Origin of the sequence: Isoptericola cucumis (assembly GCF_014635665.1) — a bacterium.
Taxonomy (GTDB): Bacteria; Actinomycetota; Actinomycetes; order Actinomycetales; family Cellulomonadaceae; genus Isoptericola; species Isoptericola cucumis.
In genome coordinates this window covers 219,350-239,973 of record NZ_BMDG01000001.1, presented here as the reverse complement: position 1 = coordinate 239,973, position 20,624 = coordinate 219,350, and the positions used below count along the sequence as shown (strand labels likewise).

Here is a 20,624-nt window from a genome sequence, read left to right as displayed (position 1 = left end):
CGGGGTGTCAGGCGTCCGTCGCGAGCCGCTCGGCGACGGCCCGGTAGCGCTCGAGGTACAGCGGCCAACCGTTGCCGGAGTCAAGGCTGGTGAAGCCCTCCCAGCCCTCGCCGTGCCGGTCGAGGTGCCGGTGCACCAGTGTCACCGTGGTCCGCTCCGGGGCCGCGGCGACGAACCGGATCTCCACCTCGCTGGCGCGACCGGGGTCCGGCTCGACCTGCCAGCGCGGGCTGATGTCCCAGGTGAACACCAGCCGGTGGGGAGGCTCGTGCACGAGCACCCGCGCCCAGGTGCACCGGCTGCCGTCGACGCCGACGTCGTAGATCGTCCCGCCGGCACGAGGCTCCAGGACGGTCCGTTCGATCGGCACCGCCAAGAGGTTGTGCTCGCGGGGCTTGATCTGGTCGAACTGTTCGGTGAACACGCGAAAGGCGTGCTCGACCGGGACGTCGACGGAGATGTCGACCTGCAGCTGCGTCCGGTCCTGCGACGTCGTGGTCATCATGGTGCTCCTTCCGGTGGTGCCGCGGTCGGCTCGTAGGCCTGCTCGGCCACGTCCTTGAAGGTGGACAGGGTCTGGTTCCAGTAGGAGTCCAGCTCGCGCCGGAGTCCGTCCAGGCCGCTGAGCCGTGGCTGGTAGAGACGCTCGCGCCCCTGTCGCCGCACGTCGACGAGACGGGCGTCGAGCAGGACGCGCAGGTGTTGTGACACCGCGGGCCGGCTGACCGGCAGGTCGCGCGCGATCTCGGTCACGGAGCCCTGCCCCCGCGCGACCCGGGCGAAGACCTCGCGGCGCGTCGGATCGGCCAGCGCATGCCACGGGTCAACGGTCGACGTCTCCACCATGCGTAAGTTACTACTTACGCATGGCGGTGTCGAGAGGCTGATCTCCTGCGCCCGTCAGGCTCCTCAGGCGGCCGGTGCCGGGGTGCGCCGCGACGACGCGAGCCGCCGCGCCCGCGGCCACGCCCACGGCCAGGCGAAGCACACGACGCTCACCACCGCGGACACCCAGAACACGCGCCAGATCTCGCCGCGCAGCGGGGTCAGGAACGCGTCGAGGGCGAGCCGCACGGCCTCCATGCCCGTGTCCTGCAGGGTGAGCGCGTCGAGCGCGCGGGTGTTGCCGATCTGGACGCCGGCCTGCAGCACCAGCATGACCAGCGCGATCACCCCGGCGGCGACGGCGACGGTGCGCAGCCGCCGCCCGGCGCCCGCGACCCAGGCGGCTGCGGCGACGAGCGCGAGCACGATCACGGGCAGCCAGGGCGTGAGCCGGTCGAGCCAGGTGACGCCGTCCGAGACGGCGGCGAGGTCGTCCGACTCGAACAGCGTGATCGAGCGTCCCTGCGGCTCGATCCGCTCGGCGATCGTGAGCCCGCGGTCCACGAGCCGGTCGCGGACCTCCTCGACGAACGGGTCGAGCGGCACCGACACGACGCCGTTCTCGATGTCGAGGTACTCGCCGCTGCGGTCCTCCAGCACGCGGGCCGCCGTGCCGTGCCCCACCTCGTTGGCGCTGATCCACAGGGTGACGAAGGCCTGCGACTGCACGAGCCGGTCGGCCGCACGGGCGATCATCGTGTCCACCTGGTTGGCCAGCGCGGGCCCGACGACGGGGGACAGGCGGGTGAGGGCGTCGGGCACGCGCTCGCGCCCGGCGGCGTTCGACAGGGCGTCGTCGACCAGGGCCTGCACGTCGATCTGCGCGGTCACCTCGCGGGTGATGGCGGCGGACACCGCCTCCTGCACCGCGGGCTCGGACGCGAGCGGGCCCACGACCTCGAGGTACCCCTCCGTGTCGAGCACGGTGTGCTCCACGTAGCGGGCCGGGATCGTGACGACCGTGACCAGCACCGCGAGGACGAGCAGGACCGCGGTGACCGCTCTGCGCACCATGCCCGGCACGCTACCGGCGGGCCCGCCTCCCGGCGCGGGGAGGGGTCAGAGGCCGGTGCGGCCGTCGATGCACTCGCGCAGCAGGTCGGCGTGGCCCATGTGTCGCGCGTACTCCTCGGTGACGTGCAGCAGCACGTCGCGCGCCTCGACGGTGCCGCCGTCGAACGGCACCTCGCGGTCGAGGTTCTCGCCGACCATCCAGTCGTCGGCGGCGTCGACGGCGCGGTGCCAGGCGTCCCACGCCTCCTCGACGCACGTGGTGTCGGGCAGCGCCCCGTCGAAGTCGACGTCGGGGTAGCCGGGCAGCTCGAACGGCCCGCGCTCCGTGGAGCCCTGCAGCACGCGCCGGAACCAGTGGTGCTCGACGTTCGCGAGGTGGCGCACCAGGCCGAGCAGCGAGAGCGTCGACGGCGCCACGGAGCGGCGCGCCATCTGCGAGGCGTCGAGGCCCTCGCACTTGAGCACCAGCGTCATGCGGTACCGGCAGAGGTACTCCCAGACGGTCTCCTTCTCGCCGACGGGGTCGGCGCCGGTCACGCGAGGGTCGTGCTGAGGGTCCACCCACTGGTCGGGCGCGGTTCGGGTCACGTGCGCAATCTGGCCCACCACGGGCGCTGGGTCAAGCCTCGGGAGGCGACGCCCGGTCGTCCGTGGTAACGGGTAGCCTTCGCGGACATGGGCACGACGAGGACTCGACGCGACGAGCGGCGCCGTCGTGCCCCTCGCGGCCTGCGCCGTCCCCTGCCGCCGGGCTGGAGCCGGCCGGCTCCTCTCGCGGCGAGCGGGGCGGTGTCGCTCCTGCTGGGCGTCGCGGTCGGGCTCGGTTCCGGCGTGCTGGGCGACGCCGGTGGGGCGGCGGCCTCGGGGGAGGCGTCGGCCGCCGTGCCGGTGGAGCCGGCGACGTGCGCGGAGGCCCAGGTCGCGTGGTCGCGGGCGGCGACGGCCCAGGTCGCGATGTCGGCCGACCAGCCGCGCACCCTGCGCACCGGCTTCACCCGCGCCCGCGACGCGCTCGCGGCGGTGCGCCCGCCGGAGCCGGTCGTCGCCGACTGGCAGGTGGTGCTGGACTACCTGAGCACCGTGGCGACGGCGGTCGAGAAGGCCGACGGGGACGACGACGTGCCCGGGGCCGTGGCGGGAGCGCTCGAGTCGCTGGACACGCCGGCGATGTCGGCGGCGTCCGACCGCGTCACCACCTACCTGCGGGACGACTGCGGCGCGTCCTCGGACGGGGCGGCGGACGACGCGGGTGACGACGCAGGTGACGGCGCCGAGGACGATCCGGCCGGCGGGTCCTGAGACACGGCGGGCCCGCGAGCGGTTTCGCCTCGCGCGCGAGGTGGTTCACCATATGAGGATGCGCCGGCTCCGACTCACCCGTTCCCGACTCCCCGTCCTCGCCACGGCGGGGGTCGCCGTCGTCCTCGTGGCGGGCGGTTGCGGGGCGGCCGGCGACGGTGCCGAGCCGGCCGCCGAGCCCGCGCCTGCGGTCTCGGTGCCCGCCGACCTGCGGATGGGCGGGGACGGTGAGGCGTCCCGCTCGGCGGACAAGGACAAGAGCGAGGACAAAGGCCAGGAGCAGGCCGAGGGCGAGACGAAGGACGACGCGCCGGCGGAGAAGGGTGACGCCGACGCGGCGGCCTGCGCCGAGATGCAGGCGGCGTGGGCCGCGACCAACCGTGCGCTCGTCGACCTGAGCCCGGAGCACCCGCGCGCGCTGGTGGAGAGCTTCCGCTCGGGGTACCAGGCCGTGACGTCGGCTGAGCCGACCGCGGAGATCTCGTCGGCCTGGTCGGCCATGGCGGGCTACCTGGGCGACGCGGTCGAGGCGTTCGAGGACGTCGACGAGGACGACGCCGACGCGGTCAGCACGGCGATGGCGGAGACGATCAGCGCGGACGACACGGAGCGCGCCACGACCGCCGCCCAGGAGGTCACCGACTACCTCGCGGCCACGTGCACCGACCGGTGAGCGACGCCCCGCCGCCGGGCGCCTCGGCCCTCGCCGGTCCCGGCAGCACCGGCAGCACCGACAGCGCCACCGGCGACCGGCTCGTCGCCGGGCTGCGCACCGACCTCGACGCCGCCGGGTACACCGTCGACGGCGTCCGGGACCTGCTGGGCGACGTCGCGTCGGGCGCGCTGGACCGCGAGCAGCCGGTGGCCGCCCTTCGGGTCCTGGCGGGGGCGTCGCACGACCCGCGAGCTGCGCTGACCCAGCTCTTCGTCCTCGGCGACGAGGTGCTGCGCGCCGACCTCGACCGCGCGCTGCGCGGGGTGGGGGCCGACGGCGCGGAGCGGCTCGGGCTGGTGCGCGCGGCCGGTGCGGGCGCGGGCGACGCCGTCCGCGCGGTCGTCGACCTGCGCCCCTACGCCGCCGAGGACGCCGGCGGGCAGGTGGCGTGGTGGCTGGCCAGCGACCTGGGGGAGCTGGCCACGGGCGGCCGGCTGGCCGCCGACCACGTGCTCGGCACGGGCGGCGCGTCGACCACCCTCGCGCAGGTGACGGTCCGCGACCGGGTCGGCCGCGTGCTCGACCTCGGCACGGGCTGCGGCATCCAGGCGCTGCACGCCGCCCGGCACTCGCGCCAGGTCGTGGCCACCGACATCTCCCGGCGTGCCCTGGGCTTCGCGCGGTTCAACGTCGCGCTGAACCAGGCACCCGACGGGGGGACGGCCGACGTCGAGCTGCGCCACGGGTCGATGCTGGAACCGGTCGCGCAGGAGAGCTTCGACCTCGTCGTCTCCAACCCGCCGTTCGTCATCACGCCGCACGCGGGGGCCGCCGGGCGTGCGGTCGCCGACGCGCTCGGCGACTACGAGTACCGCGACGGCGGGCGGTCCGGCGACGACCTGGTGCGCGACCTCGTCACCGGCGTCGGCCAGGTGCTCGCCCCCGGCGGGGTGGCGCAGCTGCTCGGCAACTGGGAGCACCGCCGCGGCGAGCCGTGGACCGAGCGGGTGGGGGCGTGGCTCGACGCCGCCGGGCTGGACGGCTGGGTGATCCAGCGCGAGGTCCTGGACCCGGCGGAGTACGCCGAGACGTGGATCCGCGACGGCGGCACCACCCCCGAGCGCGAGCCCGGCCCGTGGGCGGCGGCGTACGGCGCGTGGCTGGACGACTTCGCCGCGCGCGGCGTCGAGGCCGTGGGCTTCGGCATCGTGACGCTGCGGCGCCCGGCCGGCGACACCGGCCCGGGCGCGGGGGCCCGTCCGACGCTGCGGCGCCTGGAGGAGCACACCGGCTCGGTGCGTCAGCCGCTCGGGGGCCACCTGGCCGCCTCGCTCGCGGCGCACGACTGGCTCGCCGCGCGCGACGACGACGCCCTCGCGGGGGCGCGCCTGGTCGTCGCCGACGACGTCACCGAGGAGCGCTACCTCACCCCGGGTGCCACCGACCCGAACGTCGTCGTGGTCCGCCAGGGCGACGGGCTGGGGCGTGGCGTGCACGCCTCCACCGGGCTGGCGGCGTTCGTCGGCGTCTGCGACGGCGAGCTCGCCGTCGGGCAGATCGTCGGGGCCATCGCGGCCCTGCTCGACGTCGCGGCCGAGGACCTGCGGGCGGAGCTGCTGCCCGCGGTGCGGGGCCTCGTGCGCGACGGGTTCCTGCGGCCCGCCGCCTGAGCTCCGGCTGCCGCCCGAGCAGGGCTCAGCCGGCGCCGAGGTAGGGGTCCGCCCAGGCGCTGACGATGCGGGCGGCGCGCCGGGCCTGGCCGGGCGCGGTCAGCAGGTGGTCCGACCCCTCGAGCGACACGAAGCTGCGCGGGTGCCGGGCGGCGGCGAAGATCTGGCTGGCGTTCTCGATGCCGACCACCGTGTCGGTGGGCGAGTGCATGACCAGCAGCGGCAGGCCCAGGTCGCCGATCGTGTTGTCGAGGTCCGCCTCGCGCACGTCCTCGACCATCCCGCGCTTGAGGTTGAGCCGCTTGTCGCCCACCCGCCACTCGGCGACGCCCTCGGCCAGGACCTGGTCGACCAGGTCGTCGTACTGGTTCTCGGCGTGGCTCGGGTCGAACGGCGCGCAGACCGACACGACGGCGCGCACGCCGGCCTCGGGCGCGGCGGCGATGGCGGCCGCCCCGCCCCACGAGTGGCCGACGAGCAGGTCGACCGGCGTGCCGCGCTGCGCCATGAACCGGGCGGCGAGCACGGTGTCCGCCACCTTGACGGTGAACGACCCGTCGCCCCAGTCGCCCTCGGAGTCGCCCAGCCCGAGGTTGTCGAAGCGGAGCATCCCGATGCCCTCGGCCGCGAGCTGCTTGCAGATGCGCGCCGCCGCGGGGGAGTCCTTGCCGAGCGTGAACCCGTGCGCGAACAGGCCCCAGCCCCGGGTCTCGCCCTCGGGCAGGTCGAGGATGCCGGCGAGCCGCGGCCCGGTGCTGCTGGTGAACGTGACGCGCTCGGCCATCGGTGCGTTCCTCCTTGTCGTGCCCGGTCAGGCCGGCCCCGACGGCCGGGGCGAGCCCGCGACGAGTGTGCCACGCGCCGCGCCACCGTGACCCTCGTCACTCGGGGAGATCTCCCCGTGGGCACGTGGGGCGCCGGGCGGGCGAGTCGTGGACGATGTCCCCATGCGAAACCGACAGACCATCACCCGCACCGCCGCCGTCACGACGAGCGCGCTCCTGGCCTTCGCCCTCGCCGCCTGCGGTGGCGGCTCGGACGAGGGCGGCTCGACCTCGGAGGGCTCCGCGGAGGGCGGCGCGGCCACCGAGGAGTCGCCCCAGGCCGAGGCCGAGGCGGGCGGCGACGACGTCTGCGGCGCCACCGAGGTGCTGACCGACATGTCGACCGCCATGGGCGACGTCGACCCGAGCGACCTGCAGGCCACCATGGACAAGCTCGAGGAGCTCACCGGCACGCTCGAGGCCGTCGACCAGCCGCCGGCGGAGATCGCCGACGACTGGGACGCGCTGTCGTCGTCCTTCCGCGAGGTGACCGACAGCCTCGGCGCCGTCGTCGACGACCCCTCGGACAGCGAGGCCATGACGAAGGTCTCGGAGGCCATGTCCACCCTGAGCGACCAGTCGTTCCAGGAGTCCGCGCAGGCGATCAGCACCTACACCGCGGAGAACTGCTGACCCGCTGACCTGCGGGTGATGGTCGTTCGCCGGAGAAGGCCTGGCCGACTCCTGGATGCACCCTTACCGTGAGATGCGCCGGGCAACCGTCCGGACCTGACGGAAGGAAAGCTCCGATGAGACGAACGACCTTCAGGGCGCTGGCCGCCACGGCCGCCGGGCTCACGCTCTCGGCGACCGCGGTGACGGCACAGGCCGCCGGTCCGTCCCCCGACGACGACGTCGCGGGGGCGGACCGATATCCGGCCGCTCTCCTGCAGGCCATGGAGGACGACCTCGGCGTGGAGCCCGAGCGCGCGGTGCAGCGCCTCGAGTACCAGCACACCGCGGCCGAGACCCAGGACGAGCTGGCGAAGAGGCTCGGCGACGAGTTCGCCGGCTCGTGGCTGGACCCCGAGCGGGACCGCCTCTACGTGGCGACGACGGACGCCGCGCACGCCGCCGCGGTCCGCGCGGCGGGCGGTCACGTCGTCGACGCCCGGTACTCGCTGGACCAGCTCGACGGCTGGGCCGCCGACCTTGCCGAGTCGACGGCGGAGTCGACGGCCGACGCGACGGCCGCCCCGGGCGACGTCACGGGCTGGCACGTGGACGTCACCGACAACTCGCTGGTGGTGGAGGTGCTCGACGGCGGCGCCGCCGACGCGCGCGCCGCGCTGGCCGACGCCGGTGTCCCGGACGCCGCCGTGACCGTCACGACGACCGCCGAACGGCCGCGGGTGCTCGACGACGTCGTCGGCGGGAACGCGTACTACACCGGCTCGGGCGCCCGCTGCTCGGTCGGGTTCGCCGTGACCGACGGCTTCATCACGGCGGGGCACTGCGGCTCCGCCGGGGAGACGACGACCGAGCCCACGGGCACCTTCACCGGCTCCAGCTTCCCCGGCGACGACTACGCCCACGTCGAGGTGGGCCTCGGCAGCACGCCGGTCGGCGCGGTGAACGACTACGCCGGCGGCCAGGTCGCGGTGGCGGGCTCCACGCCCGCGTCGGTGGGCGCGCAGGTGTGCCGCTCCGGCTCCACCACGGGCTGGCACTGCGGCACGATCGAGGCGCTCGATGTCTCCGTCTCGTACGCCGAGGGCACCGTCGACGGTCTCATCGGCACCGACGTGTGCGCGGAGCCGGGCGACTCCGGCGGCTCCCTGCTCGCCGGCGACCAGGCCCAGGGCGTGACGTCCGGCGGCTCCGGCGACTGCACCAGCGGCGGGCAGACGTTCTTCCAGCCCGTGAACGAGATCCTCGACGCCTACGGGCTCACCCTCGTCACCAGCTGACGGCCGCACCGCGCACGACCGACGAGCCCCGCCGGGCACTCCGGCGGGGCTCGTCGCGCTGCACCTCCGCCTCAACCGATGCTGGTCGTCGGTGGAGTCTGCGGTTCCGCTGCGGGCGGGTGCCTCGTCCCTCGGCCCCCACCTGCGCTGCACCTCCGCCTCAACCGATGACGACGGAGGACTCGGGCTTCCGGTACAGCCGCTGCCGGTCGCGCAGCGCGAGCCCGGTGCCCAGCGTGATCGGCCCGAGCCGGCCGAGGAACATCAGCACGACCAGCACGAGCTGGTGCCACGGCTGCATGTCGGCCGTGATCCCCGTCGACAGGCCGGTGGTGCTGAACGCGGAGACCACCTCGAACAGCACCTGGTCCAGGGTGAAGACGTGCGTCGAGAGGGTGATGGCGAGCGTCGGCACCACGACGGCGGCGACGCCGACGAGCGCGACCGTGAGGGCCCGGCGCTGGGTGCTGCGCGACAGCCGGCGGTCGAAGACGACGACGTCGGGATCGCCCCGCAGCTCGGACCAGATGACGAACGCCAGCACGGCGAACGTGGCGACCTTGACGCCGCCCGCGGTGCCCGCCGACCCGCCGCCGACGAACATCAGCATGTCGGTGAAGAACCACGTGCCGTTGTTGAGCTGCGACGTGTCGATCGAGTTGAAGCCCGCGGTGCGGGGCATGACCGACTGCGTGACGGCGGCGAGCACCTTCCCCGCCGGGTCGAGGGGACCGAACGTGCCGGGGTTGCGCCACTCCGCCGCGAGGAAGAAGGCAGTGCCCACCACGAGCAGCACGGCCGTGGTCCCGACGGTGAGGCGGGAGTGGACGCTCCACCGCGACAGGTGCCACAGGTCCGCCCCGCCGCCGGGCACGCGCCGGGTGCCGCGCAGTCGCCACAGCTCCAGCAGCACGGGGAACCCGATGCCGCCCACCACGACGGCGGCGCTGAGCGGCAGGCACACCCACGGGTCGGTGACGAACCGGATCAGGGAGTCGCCGTAGAGCGAGAACCCGGCGTTGTTGAACGCCGACACCGCGTGGAAGAGGCCCGACCACAGCGCGTGGCCCACGCTCTCGCCGTACGACACCATGAACCGCACCGCCAGGACGAGCGCGACCGCCAGCTCCGCGACGACCGTGAACCGCAGCACGCCGAGCAGGACCTGGCGCACGTCGCCCAGGCTGACCGACCGGGTGGACTCCGCGGCGACGAGCCGCGTGCTCAGCCCCAGACGGCGGGAGAGCACCAGGCCCAGCAGCGAGGCGACCGTCATCACCCCGAAGCCGCCGACCTGGATGAGCACCAGGATCACGGCCTGCCCGAACGGGGTCCAGAACGTCTCCGTGTTGACGACGCCGAGCCCGGTCACGCACGTCGCGGACGTCGCGGTGAACAGCGCCTCGACGAAGCTCGCGTTCCGGCCCGTGGCGCTGATCGGCAGGCTGAGCAGCCCCGTGCCGACGGCGATGGTTGCGAGGAAGCCGAGGGTGATCAGCTGAGCCGGACGACGGCGCAGGCTGGCTGGTGAGGCGTGGTCGGAGGCCGGTGACCGGTGCAGGACCGGGCGGCGCCACACGGGAAGGCGCACGAAGGTGCAGTCTTGCACCCTCGTTCGGGCCGGGCACGATGATGGAGGTCCCGCCCGCCGGCCGCACAGCGTGCTCACCACCTCGTCACACCGAGTCGGTACGGTTTCCCCGTGCTCTCGGACACGCGTCCCCTCGACTCGCCCGCTCCCGCTTGGGAGGCGGGCCGGCCGGTCGCGCCCGCGTGGCGGAAGGACGGTCTCGGGCGTGCGGGTGCTCCCGGGCCGGGCGGTGCGCCGCGGCCCGCCCCGGGCCCCCGGGCCGCTGCCGTCGTCGTCGCGGCGCTGGCGTTCCTCGGCGTGTGGCTGACGTGGCGCTTCTTCGTCACCACACCGGTGGGGCAGCGCGTCGACGAACTCGCGTTCGTCGGCGCGGCGCACGGCCAGAACCGGCTGTGGCGGGTCGCCGAGCCGGTGCTCGACGTCGTCTCGGTGGCGTTCGTCGTCGCCGGGGTCGGGGCGGCGGTGCTCGTCGCGGTGCTGCGCAAGCGCTGGGCGCTGGCCGCCCAGGTGGTGGCGCTCGTCGGTGGCGCGAACGTGACGACGCAGCTGCTCAAGCACGGCGTGCTCGACCGGCCCGAGCTGCTGCCCGGGTGGACCGGGCCGAACACCCTGCCCAGCGGGCACACCACGGTCGCGGCGTCCGTCGCCGTGGCCCTGCTGCTGGTCACGCCGCGCTCGTGGCGGCCGGTGGTCGCGGTGCTGGGCGCGGCGTACACCGGGATGACGGGCGTCTCGACGCTGGTGGGGCAGTGGCACCGGCCGTCGGACGTCGTCGCGGCGGTGCTCGTCGTGCTCGCCTGGGGCGCGGTGGTGTGCGCGGTGGCGCCGGCGTCGTCCCTCGACGTCCCGCGCCGGCCGGGGCAGTCGTTGCGCTCGCCGGGGTCGCACGTCGTCGCGGGCCTGCTCCTGATGGCCGCCGCCGCGGGCGCGGTCGTCTCGGTGGGGACCCTCGTGAGCCTGGCGCGCACGGGCAGCACCGTCGTGGTCCCGCTGGCGACCGACGTCACGGCGTACGCGGCCGGCGCCCTGGGTGTGCTGGCCGTCACGGCCGCGGCGTTCGCCGTCCTGCTGGAGCTGCGCCAGCTCACCGCGCGCCCCGCCGGGCGAGTGCCGCGCGAGCCTCGGTAGAGTGCGGCCGGCGGCCTCTGCCTCGCCCATGTCGTACCGTGACATGACCCGGGATCGCCCGGCCCCTCGGCAGCCCCGCACCACGGAAAGCAGGAACGGATGCCCCAGCCACGCAAGCTCGTGATCGTCGAGTCGCCCACCAAGGCTCGCAAGATCCAGGGCTACCTCGGCGACGACTACGAGGTCGAGGCGAGCGTCGGGCACATCCGCGACCTGCCGCAGCCGTCCGAGCTGCCCGCGGAGATGAAGAAGGGGCCGTACGGCAAGTTCGCCGTGGACGTCGACCACGGTTTCGACCCGTACTACGAGGTCTACGCGGACAAGAAGCAGAAGGTCCGCGAGCTGAAGAAGGCCCTCAAGGAGGCCGACGAGCTCTACCTCGCCACCGACGAGGACCGCGAGGGCGAGGCCATCGCGTGGCACCTCATCCAGGAGCTCAAGCCGAAGGTCCCCGTCAAGCGGATGGTGTTCCACGAGATCACCCGGGAGGCGATCGCCCGGGCGCTGGAGAACACCCGCGAGCTGGACACCGACCTGGTCGACGCGCAGGAGACGCGCCGCATCCTCGACCGTCTCTACGGCTACGAGGTCTCGCCGGTGCTGTGGCGCAAGGTCCGCCAGGGCCTGTCGGCGGGGCGCGTGCAGTCGGTGGCCACCCGCCTGGTGGTGGAGCGCGAGCGCGAGCGCATGGCGTTCGTCACCGCCGACTACTGGGACGTGTCGGGCCAGTTCGCCCCGACGTCCGGCGACGACGCGGGGCAGGGCTTCCGCGCCCGGCTCACGGGCCTGGCCGGCGACCGGGTCGCGACGGGCCGCGACTTCGACGACCTGGGGCGCCTCAAGGTCCGCACCGGCGTGACGCTGCTGGACGAGGCGTCCGCCCACGCCGTCGTCGCCGGGCTCGCGGACGCGTCGTTCGCCGTCCGCTCGCTGGAGACGAAGCCGTACTCGCGCAAGCCCGCGGCGCCGTTCACCACCTCGACGCTGCAGCAGGAGGCGAGCCGCAAGCTGCGGATGAGCTCCCGCCAGACGATGCGCACCGCGCAGGGGCTGTACGAGAACGGCTACATCACCTACATGCGGACCGACTCGCCGACGCTGTCGGCGGAGGCCATCGACGCCGCACGCCGGCAGGCGGCGGAGCTGTACGGTCCCGAGTACGTGCCGGGCGCGCCGCGGCTGTACGCCCCGAAGAACAAGGGCGCGCAGGAGGCGCACGAGGCGATCCGCCCCGCCGGCGACTCGTTCCGCACCCCGGCGCAGGTGGCGCGGGAGATCTCGGGCGACCAGTTCCGCCTGTACGAGCTCATCTGGAAGCGGACGGTGGCGTCGCAGATGGCCGACGCCAAGGGCTCCACGGCGTCCGTGCGGCTGGCGGCCGGGCTGACCGACGCGGCGGGCGAGCTCGCCGGGCGCGACGCGGTCTTCTCCGCGTCCGGCACGGTCATCACGTTCCGCGGCTTCCTCGCCGCGTACGAGGAGAGCACCGACGTCGAGCCGGCCGGCGAGGGCGCGAAGGGCGCGGCCGCCCGCGAGACGCGGCTGCCGCGGATGGCCGAGGGCGACCCGCTGAGCGCCGACGACCTCGTCGCCGAGGGGCACTCGACCACCCCGCCCGCCCGCTACACCGAGGCCTCGCTCGTCAAGGCGCTCGAGGAGCTGGGCATCGGCCGCCCGTCCACGTACGCGGCCACGATCTCGACCGTCCAGGACCGCGGGTACGTGCGGACCAAGGGCCAGGCCCTGGTCCCGACCTGGCTGGCGTTCGCCGTGATCCGGCTGCTCGAGGAGCACTTCCGTTGGCTGGTGGACTACGACTTCACCGCCGAGATGGAGGCGGACCTCGACCAGATCGCGGCCGGCGAGCGGGAGCGCGTCGCCTGGCTGACGCGGTTCTACTTCGGCGACGGCAGCGGCGCCGCGACCGGCTGGGGCCTGCGGGACATCGTCGCCAACCTGGGCGAGATCGACCCGGTCGCCATCAACTCGGTCGAGATCGGCGAGGGGATCCGGGTGCGCGTCGGGCGCTACGGCCCGTACGTCGAGGACCTCGGCGCCGAGGTGGCGGAGGGGCAGAACCCGCCGCGCGCGTCCATCCCCGACGACGTCGCCCCGGACGAGCTGACCGTGGCCATGGCGCGCGAGCTGCTCGCCGCGGGCGCCGACGACGGCAAGGAGCTCGGCGTCGACCCGGAGACCGGTCGCACGATCGTGGCGAAGTCGGGCCGGTACGGCCCGTTCGTCACCGAGGTGCTGGACCTTCCCGAGATCGACCCGAGCCTGTCGGCCGCGGCCAAGAAGAAGGCGAAGGCCGCGCAGCCGAAGCCGCGCACCGGGTCGCTGCTGAAGTCGATGACGCTCGAGACGGTGACGCTCGAGGACGCCCTGAAGATCCTGTCGCTGCCGCGCGTCGTCGGCACCGACCCGGAGTCGGGGGAGCCGATCACGGCGCAGAACGGCCGCTACGGCCCGTACCTGAAGAAGGGCACCGACTCGCGCACCATCGCGTCGGAGGAGCAGCTCTTCACGATCACGCTCGACGAGGCGCTGAAGATCTACGCCGAGCCGAAGCGCGGCCGCGGGGCGCGCGCCGCGACCCCGCCGCTGAAGGAGCTCGGGGACGACCCGACCAGCGGCAAGCCGATCGTCGTCAAGGACGGGCGCTTCGGCCCGTACGTCACGGACGGCGAGACGAACCGCACCCTGCCGCGCGACACGACGCCGGAGGAGATCACCGCCGAGCGGGCGATCGAGCTCCTGGCGGAGAAGCGCGCCGCCGGCCCGGCGAAGAAGCGCCGCACGACGGCGAAGTCGACCACGAAGAAGGCCCCGGCGCGCAAGTCGGCCACCAAGAAGTAGCCCGCCCGGCGCCCGTCGCGCCGGGGGTAGTCAGTCGGGAGTGGTCAGTCGGGGCGCTCGACGAGGTACGCGTGCCCGCCGGGTCGCACGACACGCTCGTGCGCCTGGCGCAGCGCCGCGTCCTTGGCGAGGTCCTCGTCGCGCGGCGGCTTCGGGGCGTTCCGCAGGATGTTCGCAGGCCCGAAGATCCACAGCAGGCTCTCGGTGGCCTTCATGCCCCACGTCCGGTCGTCGTCCTCGCGCCGTCGTCGCCGTCCCATGGCCCCTCGCTGACAATCATTGGTGCACTAACATCTGGTGCGCCAACCATAACCCGGGGCCTAGGCTGTGACCATGGACCTGCCCGACGACCCCCTGCGCCTCGAGGTGCAGGTCTGCTTCTCGCTCTCGGCGGCGGCGCGGGCCATGGTGGCGCTCTACAAGCCGATCCTCGAGCCGCTGGGGCTCACGCACCCGCAGTACCTCGTGATGCTCGGGCTGTGGCAGGACGAGCGCGCCGGCCGGCTGACGACGGTGACCGGCCTGGCCGCCCGGCTGCTGCTGGACCCCGGGACGCTGTCGCCGCTGCTGAAGCGCCTGGAGCGGCAGGGGCTCCTGGAGCGCCGTCGCACCAGCGCGGACGCCCGCGTCGTGGAGCTGCACCTGACCGACGCGGGCCGCGCGCTGCGGGCGCAGGCCGAGAAGGTCCCCGCCGCCGTCGTCGAGGCGAGCGGGCTGAGCCTGGCCGAGCTCGACGCGGCGCGGGTCGCGACCGAGCGGGTCATCGCCGCCGCGCACCCTGCGACGGTCTGACACCGGGGACGCGGCGCAACCAGTACCGTGTCGCCCATGACCGACGTCACACCTGCCGCGTTCGCGCCCGCGCTCATCCCCGACGACCTCGCCGGGAAGGTGCCGGACCCCCGGGACGCGCCGGCCGTGCGCTGGGGCGTGCTGGGTGCCGGCAACATCGCCGGGTCGTTCTCCGACGGCGTCCGCGAGCACACGGCGTCGTCCGTCGTGGCCGTCGGGTCCCGCGACGTGACGAAGGCGCAGCTCTTCGCGGACGTGCACGCCCCGCAGGCTCGTGCCCACGCCGGGTACGAGGCGCTGGTGGACGACCCGGACGTGGACGTCGTCTACGTCGCGACGCCGCACTCGCACCACCACGAGCACGCGCTGCTCGCGGTCCGCGCCGGGAAGCACGTGCTGGTGGAGAAGGCGTTCACGCAGGACGCCGGGCAGGCGCGCGAGGTGCTCGACGCCGCGCGCGAGGCCGGCGTCTTCGTCATGGAGGCGATGTGGACGCGGTTCCTGCCGCACGTGGCCGCGCTGCGCGGCGTGATCGCGCGGGGCGAGATCGGCCGCGTGGTCAGCGTGGTCGCCGACCACGGCCAGTTCTTCCCGTACACGCCGGAGCACCGGCTCTACGCGGCCGCGCTGGCGGGCGGCGCGCTGCTCGACCTCGGCGTCTACCCGGTGTCGTTCGCGCACGACCTGCTCGGCGCCCCCGAGACCGTCACGGCCGTCGGGGCGCTCGCCGGCACGGGCGTGGACGGGCAGGTGGGGATGGTGCTCGGCTACCCCGGCGGGGTGCAGGCCACGCTGTCGACGACGCTCTGGGCGCGCACCGCGAACACGGCCGTGATCTCGGGGACCGAGGGGCGCATCGAGGTGGCGCGCACGTTCTACGCGCCGACGTCGTTCACCGTCGAACGGCACGACGGCACGACGTGGGCCTACGACGGCTTCCGCGGCGAGGGCAAGCAGTACCAGGCGGCCGAGGTGGCGCGACGGGTCACGGCGGGCGAGACGCAGAGCCCGCGCATGTCGTGGGACGGGTCGCTCGAGGTCATGGACACCCTGGACGAGGTGCGCCGCCAGGTGGGCGTCCGCTACCCGGGGGAGTGACGACGCTCAGCGGGACAGGCGGCGCCCGCTGACCTCGGTCGGCGTGATGCGCACCCAGACGTTCTTCCCGTCCTGCAGGTAGCTGCGCAGGCCGGTGGCCTCGGCGGCCGCGCGGTCGGCGTCGCGCTCGAGGATCTCGGCGTCGCCGTGGAGCACCACGCTGTAGGCGACGTCCGGGCCCCACTGGTCGGCCTCGAACGCGACGTGCGCGTTGACCGCGAGCTCGGCCAGCTTCGCACCGGGCCGGGTCTTGAAGTAGACGAGCCGGTCCGCGACCGCGAACGTCACCGGGAAGATCTCCGGGACGCCACCCACCGCCGTCGCCAGGCGGCCGATGGGCTGCAGGTCGAGGAACTCCCAGCACTCGTCGTCGGTGAGCACGGACGTGGACTGGTGGGACTGGTCGTGCACGGAGCCTCCAACGGTGGGCGGGTAGCCCCATGGTGCCCCCGGGAGCGGGCCGGCGCCCGTCGGGGCCCGAGACGTGTGGGCGTGCCCGACTAGGGTGTCCGCGTGAGCAACGCACCCGGGTACTTCGTCTCGTTCGAGGGCGGCGACGGCGTCGGCAAGTCGACGCACGTGCGGCTGCTCGGGCAGTGGCTCGGGGAGGCCACGGGGCGCGAGGTCGTCACGACGCGCGAGCCCGGCGGCACGGAGCTCGGCGTCGAGCTGCGGCGGCTCGTGATGCACGGGGACGACATGGACCCCCGCACCGAGGCGCTGCTGTACGCGGCCGACCGCGCGCACCACGTCGCGTCGGTCGTGCGGCCGGCGCTGGCGCGCGGCGCGATCGTCGTCACCGACCGGTACCTCGACTCGTCCGTCGCGTACCAGGCGGGCGGCCGAGAGCTGGGCGAGGAGGAGGTCGAGGGGCTGTCGCTGTGGGCGACGGGCGGGCTCCTGCCGCACGTCACCGTGCTGCTCGACCTGGACCCGGTCGTCGGCGCGGCCCGCCTGTCGGGCGAGCCCGACCGCCTGGAGCGGGCCGGCGACGACTTCCACCGCCGCACCCGCGAGACGTTCCTGCGGCGGGCCGCCGCCGACCCCCGGCGGTGGGTGGTCGTGGACGCGTCGGCGCCCCTGGACGACGTGCAGGCGCAGGTGCGCGTGGACGTCGCGGCCCGGCTCGACCTGACGCCGGTCGTCGAGGAGGCCGTGGAGAGCACCGAGGAGAGGGCATGAGCGTCTGGGACGACGTCGTCGGCCAGCCGGACGCGGTGGCGGTGCTGGAGCGCGCCGCGACCGACCCCGCCGCGATGACGCACGCCTGGCTCCTCACCGGCCCGCCCGGGTCGGGTCGCTCGGTCGCGGCCCGGGCCTTCGCCGCGGCGCTGCAGTGCACCGGGCCGGAGGGCGACGCCCCGGGCGCGCCGCGTGGCCCCAGCGGCGGCGGGTGCGGCCGGTGCCGGGCGTGCACCACGACGCTCGCCGGCACCCACCCCGACCTCACCGTCGTGGCCACCGACAAGGTCGTCATCACCATCGACGAGGTGCGCGACCTCATCACCACCGCGTCCCGCACGCCGTCCACCGGCCGGTTCCGCGTGATCGTCGTCGAGGACGCCGACCGCATGGCCGAGCGCACCACCAACGTGCTGCTCAAGGCGATCGAGGAGCCGCCCCCGCACACGGTGTGGGTGCTGTGCGCCCCCAGCGCGCAGGACGTGCTGCCCACGATCCGGTCGCGCTGCCGGGGCGTCGTGCTGCGCGTGCCGCCCGCGGGCGACGTCGCCGACCTGCTGGTGCGCCGCGACGGGGTCGAGCCCGACGTGGCGCTCGCCGCCGCCCGGGCCGCCCAGTCGCACGTCGGGCTGGCGCGCCGGCTGGCGCGCGACCCCGACGCCCGCCGGCGTCGCGACGCCACGCTGGACGTCGCCCGCCGCATCCGCGGGGTCGGCGACGCGGTGCTCGCCGCCGGGGAGCTCGTCGACGTCGCCAAGGCCGAGGCCGTCGCGGCGGCCGCCGAGCGGGACGCCGTCGAGCGGGCCGAGCTCATGCGGGGCCTCGGCGTGCAGGAGGGCGACACGCTGCCGCCGCGCCTGCGCTCGCAGGTCAAGCAGCTCGAGGACGACCAGAAGCGCCGCGCCACGCGCCACCAGCGCGACGTCCTCGACCGCGCGATGGTGGACCTGCTGTCGCTGTACCGCGACGTGCTCGTGGTGCAGCTCGGCGCGGAGGTGGAGCTGGTCAACACCCAGCACGCCGCCGCCGTGCGCACGCTCGCCGCCGACTCGACCCCCGAGCAGACGGTCCGCCGGATGGACGCCATCGGCACCGCGCGGGAGCGGCTCGAGGGGAACGTGGCGCCGCTGCTCGCCCTGGAGGCGATGACGGTCGCGCTGCGGCCCCAGGGCTGACCTCCACCGGTCGGCGTATCAGGGCGACAGTTGCCTGATCACCCCTGGATGCGGTGAGGTGTTCCGCGGCGGGGGCCATGGTGGCTCCCGGACCTGACTGGGGGTTGGCATGAGGATCCTGTTGCTCGTCTCGGCGTTCAACGGGCTCACACAGCGCGTGTGGGCCCATCTGGTGGACCGGGGGTATGACGTCGGCGTCGAGCTGGCGCCCACGTTCGATTCTCCGGAGGACCTCACCAGGCGCGTCGAGGAGATCGCCCCGGACCTCGTCCTGGCGCCGTTCCTCAAGCACCGCGTCCCGCGCGAGGTCTGGGACCGGTGGACCACCGTCGTCGTGCACCCCGGGCCCGTGGGCGACCGCGGCCCGTCGTCCCTCGACCACGCCGTCCTGGACGGTCGTGAGCGGTGGGGCGTGACCGCGCTGTCCACGGTCGAGGAGATGGACGCCGGGCCGGTGTGGGCGACGTCGACGTTCGCGATGCCGTCGCCGCCGGTCGCCAAGAGCGCCCTGTACAACGGGCTCGTCGCCGACGCGGCGATGGCGTGCGTCGACGAGGTGCTCCGCAAGGTCGCGGCCGGCGAGGCCCCCACGGACCCCGCCCTCCTGGAGCGCGAGGTGGCCGGGACGGGCGAGCTGCCCCTGCTGCGCCGTGCCGCCTTCGAGCTGGACTGGACCCGCCCGGCGGAGGAGCTCGCGCGGACCGTCGCCGCGGCCGACGGCGCGCCCGGCGCGCCCGCCACCCTGGCGGGGGAGCGCTACTGCCTGTTCGACGCGGCGGTCGGGGAGCCGGTCGACGACCTCGACGGCGCGGGGCACGAGGTCGCGCCCGGCACGATCGTGGGTCGTGACGGGGACGCCGTCGCGATCGCCACCGGCCGGGGGACCCTGTGGGTGGGCTACGCGGCCACGCTGGCCGAGCGGCGCGGCACGAAGCTGCCGGCGGCCGAGGTGCTGGACGTGCGCGGCGTGCCCTACCGGCCGGTGCCGGCCGTGCTCGCCGAGTCCGTCTACGAGCGCGTCGGCGACGTCGGCTACCTCACGATCCGGTCGTACAGCGGGGCCATGCACACGGCGCAGTGCCGCCGGCTCACCACCGCCGTGGAGAAGGCGCTCACGGAGGACACGAGCGTGCTCGTGGTGCGCGGCACCGAGCACGCGTTCTCCAACGGCATCCACCTGGGCATGATCGAGGCCGCCGCAGACCCGGCCGCGGAGGCGTGGGCGAACATCCAGGCGATCGACGACCTGTGCGAGGCGATCGCCCGCGCCGACCAGCTCACCGTCGCGGCGTTCACCGCCAACGCGGGCGCCGGCGGCGTCATGACCGGCCTGTGCGCGGACGTCGTCGTCGCCCGCGACGGCGTGGTGCTCAACCCGTACTACGACATGGGCATCTTCGGCTCGGAGCTGCACACGTGGACCGTCGCGGCGCGACTCGGGGAGGCCGCCGCCGACGAGCTGCTGGGCGCCAAGCTCCCGGTGTCGGCCGGGCAGGCGGCCGCGGCGGGTCTCGTCGACGCGGTCGGCCCGCGCGACGCGGCGTCGTTCGACCGCTGGCTGGCCGGCCGGGCCGCCGCCCTCACCGGGGGCGAGGAGCGGCAGGCGGCGCTGGCGGCCGCCGCGAGCCGGCGTCCGGACCGGCCGCTGTCGTACTTCCGCACGATCGAGCTGTCCGAGATGGCGCGCGACCTCTTCGACGACCGCCGCGGCTTCGCGGCGAAGCGCCGCGACTTCCTGCGCAAGGCCGCCCCGGTCGCCACCCCGGCGCACCTGCGGTTCGCCGACGGGCGCGTGCTCGCCGGCGCGGTTGCGGGATGATCGGACGATGAGCCTGCTGCGATCGAGGGTGCGGGGCGTGGGCGCGGTCGGTGCGGTGGCGCTGCTCGCGCTGCTCGCCGCCGGGTGCGCCGACCCGGGGGCGCCGGGCGGGTCGTCCGACGGGTCGTCGGCGTCGCCCACCGAGCCGGAGCCCACGGAGCCCGAGCCCACCGAGCCGGAGCCCACCGAGCCCGAGCCCACCGAGCCGTCCGACCCGGACGAGACGCCCGCGGAGCCCGACCCGGCGCCGTCGGACCTCGAGCCGGGGGAGAGCGTGCGCGGGCTGCCCGACGGCGTGGAGGGGACGATGGACGCGCCCGTGGGCGTGGGGTGGTCCCCGGCCGACGGGCGCCTGTTCGTCGTCACGTACGGGTCGAGCTCGTGCCCGCGCCTGGCGGAGGCCACCGCGGACTGGGACGACGGCCACGAGTCCGTCGTCGTGCGCCTGGTCGACCCGCCCGCGGACAAGATCTGCACGATGGACTACATGCCGACCACGAGCGTGGTGGCGGTGCCCGACGACGTGGACGCGTCCTCCCCGGTACCCGTCCGGCTCGCCGGCGAGGGCCGGGTCGAGGTGAAGCCGCGGCCTGCGCCCGGCAAGCCGGGGCCGATGGCCTGGCAGCCCGCGGACTGAGGTCCGCGGGCCCGGGCGCCGCCCTCGCCGGGCGGCGTCCGGCACCCAGAACCGTGTGCCGGGCGGGCGGTGCCGGCAGGTAGGTT

Annotated in this window: 21 protein-coding genes; 13 read left to right on the top strand and 8 right to left on the bottom strand. The window is 74.9% G+C overall.

What is annotated here, in order from left to right:
- Positions 1-7: 7 nt before the first annotated feature.
- The 4 genes from IEW03_RS01055 to IEW03_RS01040 all read right to left on the bottom strand — a co-directional run bounded on the left by IEW03_RS01055 (position 8) and on the right by IEW03_RS01040 (position 2,487).
- Entirely contained in the window at positions 8-502 is a 495-nt protein-coding gene (locus IEW03_RS01055) for an SRPBCC family protein (protein ID WP_188521789.1), read from the bottom strand.
- Positions 502-846 carry an ArsR/SmtB family transcription factor gene (locus tag IEW03_RS01050; protein ID WP_188521788.1) on the bottom strand — a complete coding sequence of 115 codons (345 nt, stop codon included), beginning with the start codon at positions 844-846 and terminating at the stop codon, positions 502-504. The genes IEW03_RS01055 and IEW03_RS01050 overlap by 1 nt, the downstream gene beginning before the upstream one ends.
- A gap of 63 nt (positions 847-909) precedes the next feature.
- Positions 910-1,899: a hypothetical protein gene (locus IEW03_RS01045; protein WP_188521787.1), complete on the bottom strand. Its 990-nt coding sequence runs from the start codon at positions 1,897-1,899 to the stop codon at positions 910-912.
- Positions 1,900-1,944: 45 nt separating this feature from the next.
- Positions 1,945-2,487, bottom strand: a complete 543-nt coding sequence (locus IEW03_RS01040) for a DinB family protein (protein WP_229737295.1) — start codon at positions 2,485-2,487, stop codon at positions 1,945-1,947.
- An 87-nt stretch (positions 2,488-2,574) separates the two neighbouring features.
- On the opposite strand from IEW03_RS01040, the gene IEW03_RS01035 reads away from it, so the two are divergent.
- Genes IEW03_RS01035 through IEW03_RS01025 form a run of 3 tightly spaced genes read left to right on the top strand, consistent with a single transcriptional unit; the run spans position 2,575 to position 5,523 of the window.
- A complete protein-coding gene (locus IEW03_RS01035; protein ID WP_188521786.1) occupies positions 2,575-3,198 on the top strand; it encodes a hypothetical protein in 624 nt (207 codons plus the stop codon).
- A gap of 58 nt (positions 3,199-3,256) precedes the next feature.
- Positions 3,257-3,871, top strand: a complete 615-nt coding sequence (locus tag IEW03_RS01030) for a hypothetical protein (RefSeq protein ID WP_188521785.1) — start codon at positions 3,257-3,259, stop codon at positions 3,869-3,871.
- Positions 3,868-5,523, top strand: a complete 1,656-nt coding sequence (locus IEW03_RS01025) for a DUF7059 domain-containing protein (RefSeq protein WP_188521784.1) — start codon at positions 3,868-3,870, stop codon at positions 5,521-5,523. The genes IEW03_RS01030 and IEW03_RS01025 overlap by 4 nt, the downstream gene beginning before the upstream one ends.
- Before the next feature lie 25 nt (positions 5,524-5,548).
- Here the strand turns inward: IEW03_RS01025 and IEW03_RS01020 are convergent, their stop codons facing one another.
- Positions 5,549-6,307: an alpha/beta hydrolase family protein gene (locus IEW03_RS01020; RefSeq protein ID WP_188521783.1), complete on the bottom strand. Its 759-nt coding sequence runs from the start codon at positions 6,305-6,307 to the stop codon at positions 5,549-5,551.
- 163 nt (positions 6,308-6,470) lie between these two features.
- On the opposite strand from IEW03_RS01020, the gene IEW03_RS01015 reads away from it, so the two are divergent.
- Both IEW03_RS01015 and IEW03_RS01010 read left to right on the top strand, forming a co-directional pair.
- A complete protein-coding gene (locus IEW03_RS01015; protein WP_188521782.1) occupies positions 6,471-6,980 on the top strand; it encodes a hypothetical protein in 510 nt (169 codons plus the stop codon).
- 116 nt (positions 6,981-7,096) lie between these two features.
- Positions 7,097-8,257 (top strand): S1 family peptidase, encoded by a 1,161-nt coding sequence (locus IEW03_RS01010; protein ID WP_188521781.1) that lies wholly within the window; start codon positions 7,097-7,099, stop codon positions 8,255-8,257.
- A 160-nt stretch (positions 8,258-8,417) separates the two neighbouring features.
- On the opposite strand, the gene IEW03_RS01005 is transcribed toward IEW03_RS01010, so the two are convergent.
- Entirely contained in the window at positions 8,418-9,848 is a 1,431-nt protein-coding gene (locus IEW03_RS01005; RefSeq protein WP_229737294.1) for a TrkH family potassium uptake protein, read from the bottom strand.
- Positions 9,849-9,959: 111 nt separating this feature from the next.
- Here IEW03_RS01005 and IEW03_RS01000 point away from each other — a divergent pair, with 111 nt between their 5' ends.
- Together IEW03_RS01000 and topA are read left to right on the top strand one after the other, a co-directional pair.
- On the top strand, positions 9,960-10,976 hold the full coding sequence (locus IEW03_RS01000) for a phosphatase PAP2 family protein (RefSeq protein ID WP_188521780.1): 1,017 nt from the start codon (positions 9,960-9,962) through the stop codon (positions 10,974-10,976).
- Between the two features lie 99 nt (positions 10,977-11,075).
- Positions 11,076-13,835 carry a type I DNA topoisomerase gene (gene topA / locus IEW03_RS00995; protein WP_188521779.1) on the top strand — a complete coding sequence of 920 codons (2,760 nt, stop codon included), beginning with the start codon at positions 11,076-11,078 and terminating at the stop codon, positions 13,833-13,835.
- Between the two features lie 44 nt (positions 13,836-13,879).
- Here the strand turns inward: topA and IEW03_RS00990 are convergent, their stop codons facing one another.
- Complete coding sequence (locus tag IEW03_RS00990) at positions 13,880-14,095, bottom strand: hypothetical protein (RefSeq protein ID WP_188521778.1); 216 nt, start codon at positions 14,093-14,095, stop codon at positions 13,880-13,882.
- Between the two features lie 73 nt (positions 14,096-14,168).
- Here IEW03_RS00990 and IEW03_RS00985 point away from each other — a divergent pair, with 73 nt between their 5' ends.
- Together IEW03_RS00985 and IEW03_RS00980 are read left to right on the top strand one after the other, a co-directional pair.
- Entirely contained in the window at positions 14,169-14,627 is a 459-nt protein-coding gene (locus IEW03_RS00985; RefSeq protein ID WP_188521777.1) for a MarR family winged helix-turn-helix transcriptional regulator, read from the top strand.
- A 36-nt stretch (positions 14,628-14,663) separates the two neighbouring features.
- Positions 14,664-15,725 (top strand): Gfo/Idh/MocA family protein, encoded by a 1,062-nt coding sequence (locus IEW03_RS00980; RefSeq protein WP_188521776.1) that lies wholly within the window; start codon positions 14,664-14,666, stop codon positions 15,723-15,725.
- Positions 15,726-15,731: 6 nt separating this feature from the next.
- Here the strand turns inward: IEW03_RS00980 and IEW03_RS00975 are convergent, their stop codons facing one another.
- Positions 15,732-16,136 (bottom strand): pyridoxamine 5'-phosphate oxidase family protein, encoded by a 405-nt coding sequence (locus IEW03_RS00975; RefSeq protein ID WP_188521775.1) that lies wholly within the window; start codon positions 16,134-16,136, stop codon positions 15,732-15,734.
- Between the two features lie 102 nt (positions 16,137-16,238).
- Between IEW03_RS00975 and tmk the strand changes: the two genes are divergently transcribed.
- The 4 genes from tmk to IEW03_RS00955 all read left to right on the top strand — a co-directional run bounded on the left by tmk (position 16,239) and on the right by IEW03_RS00955 (position 20,538).
- The gene (gene tmk, locus IEW03_RS00970) at positions 16,239-16,907 is read left to right on the top strand and encodes a dTMP kinase (protein ID WP_188521774.1); all 669 of its coding nucleotides are present in this window, start codon (positions 16,239-16,241) and stop codon (positions 16,905-16,907) included.
- Positions 16,904-18,082, top strand: coding sequence for a DNA polymerase III subunit delta' (locus tag IEW03_RS00965; protein ID WP_188521773.1), 1,179 nt, complete (start codon positions 16,904-16,906; stop codon positions 18,080-18,082). Before tmk ends, IEW03_RS00965 begins: the two co-directional genes overlap by 4 nt.
- A gap of 109 nt (positions 18,083-18,191) precedes the next feature.
- Entirely contained in the window at positions 18,192-19,901 is a 1,710-nt protein-coding gene (locus tag IEW03_RS00960; RefSeq protein ID WP_188521772.1) for an enoyl-CoA hydratase-related protein, read from the top strand.
- A gap of 7 nt (positions 19,902-19,908) precedes the next feature.
- Positions 19,909-20,538, top strand: coding sequence for a hypothetical protein (locus tag IEW03_RS00955; RefSeq protein WP_188521771.1), 630 nt, complete (start codon positions 19,909-19,911; stop codon positions 20,536-20,538).
- The last annotated feature ends 86 nt before the right edge of the window (positions 20,539-20,624 follow it).

Excerpts from the sequence above, each read along its gene's own strand:
- IEW03_RS01055 (WP_188521789.1), bottom strand. The coding sequence starts at position 502 with ATGACCACGACGTCGCAGGACCGGACGCAGCTGCAGGTCGACATCTCC.
- IEW03_RS01050 (WP_188521788.1), bottom strand. The coding sequence starts at position 846 with ATGGTGGAGACGTCGACCGTTGACCCGTGGCATGCGCTGGCCGATCCG.
- IEW03_RS01045 (WP_188521787.1), bottom strand. The coding sequence starts at position 1,899 with ATGGTGCGCAGAGCGGTCACCGCGGTCCTGCTCGTCCTCGCGGTGCTG.
- IEW03_RS01035 (WP_188521786.1), top strand. The coding sequence starts at position 2,575 with ATGGGCACGACGAGGACTCGACGCGACGAGCGGCGCCGTCGTGCCCCT.
- IEW03_RS01030 (WP_188521785.1), top strand. The coding sequence starts at position 3,257 with ATGCGCCGGCTCCGACTCACCCGTTCCCGACTCCCCGTCCTCGCCACG.
- IEW03_RS01020 (WP_188521783.1), bottom strand. The coding sequence starts at position 6,307 with ATGGCCGAGCGCGTCACGTTCACCAGCAGCACCGGGCCGCGGCTCGCC.
- IEW03_RS01015 (WP_188521782.1), top strand. The coding sequence starts at position 6,471 with ATGCGAAACCGACAGACCATCACCCGCACCGCCGCCGTCACGACGAGC.
- IEW03_RS01010 (WP_188521781.1), top strand. The coding sequence starts at position 7,097 with ATGAGACGAACGACCTTCAGGGCGCTGGCCGCCACGGCCGCCGGGCTC.
- topA (WP_188521779.1), top strand. The coding sequence starts at position 11,076 with ATGCCCCAGCCACGCAAGCTCGTGATCGTCGAGTCGCCCACCAAGGCT.
- IEW03_RS00990 (WP_188521778.1), bottom strand. The coding sequence starts at position 14,095 with ATGGGACGGCGACGACGGCGCGAGGACGACGACCGGACGTGGGGCATG.
- IEW03_RS00985 (WP_188521777.1), top strand. The coding sequence starts at position 14,169 with ATGGACCTGCCCGACGACCCCCTGCGCCTCGAGGTGCAGGTCTGCTTC.
- IEW03_RS00980 (WP_188521776.1), top strand. The coding sequence starts at position 14,664 with ATGACCGACGTCACACCTGCCGCGTTCGCGCCCGCGCTCATCCCCGAC.
- IEW03_RS00965 (WP_188521773.1), top strand. The coding sequence starts at position 16,904 with ATGAGCGTCTGGGACGACGTCGTCGGCCAGCCGGACGCGGTGGCGGTG.
- IEW03_RS00960 (WP_188521772.1), top strand. The coding sequence starts at position 18,192 with ATGAGGATCCTGTTGCTCGTCTCGGCGTTCAACGGGCTCACACAGCGC.
- IEW03_RS00955 (WP_188521771.1), top strand. The coding sequence starts at position 19,909 with ATGAGCCTGCTGCGATCGAGGGTGCGGGGCGTGGGCGCGGTCGGTGCG.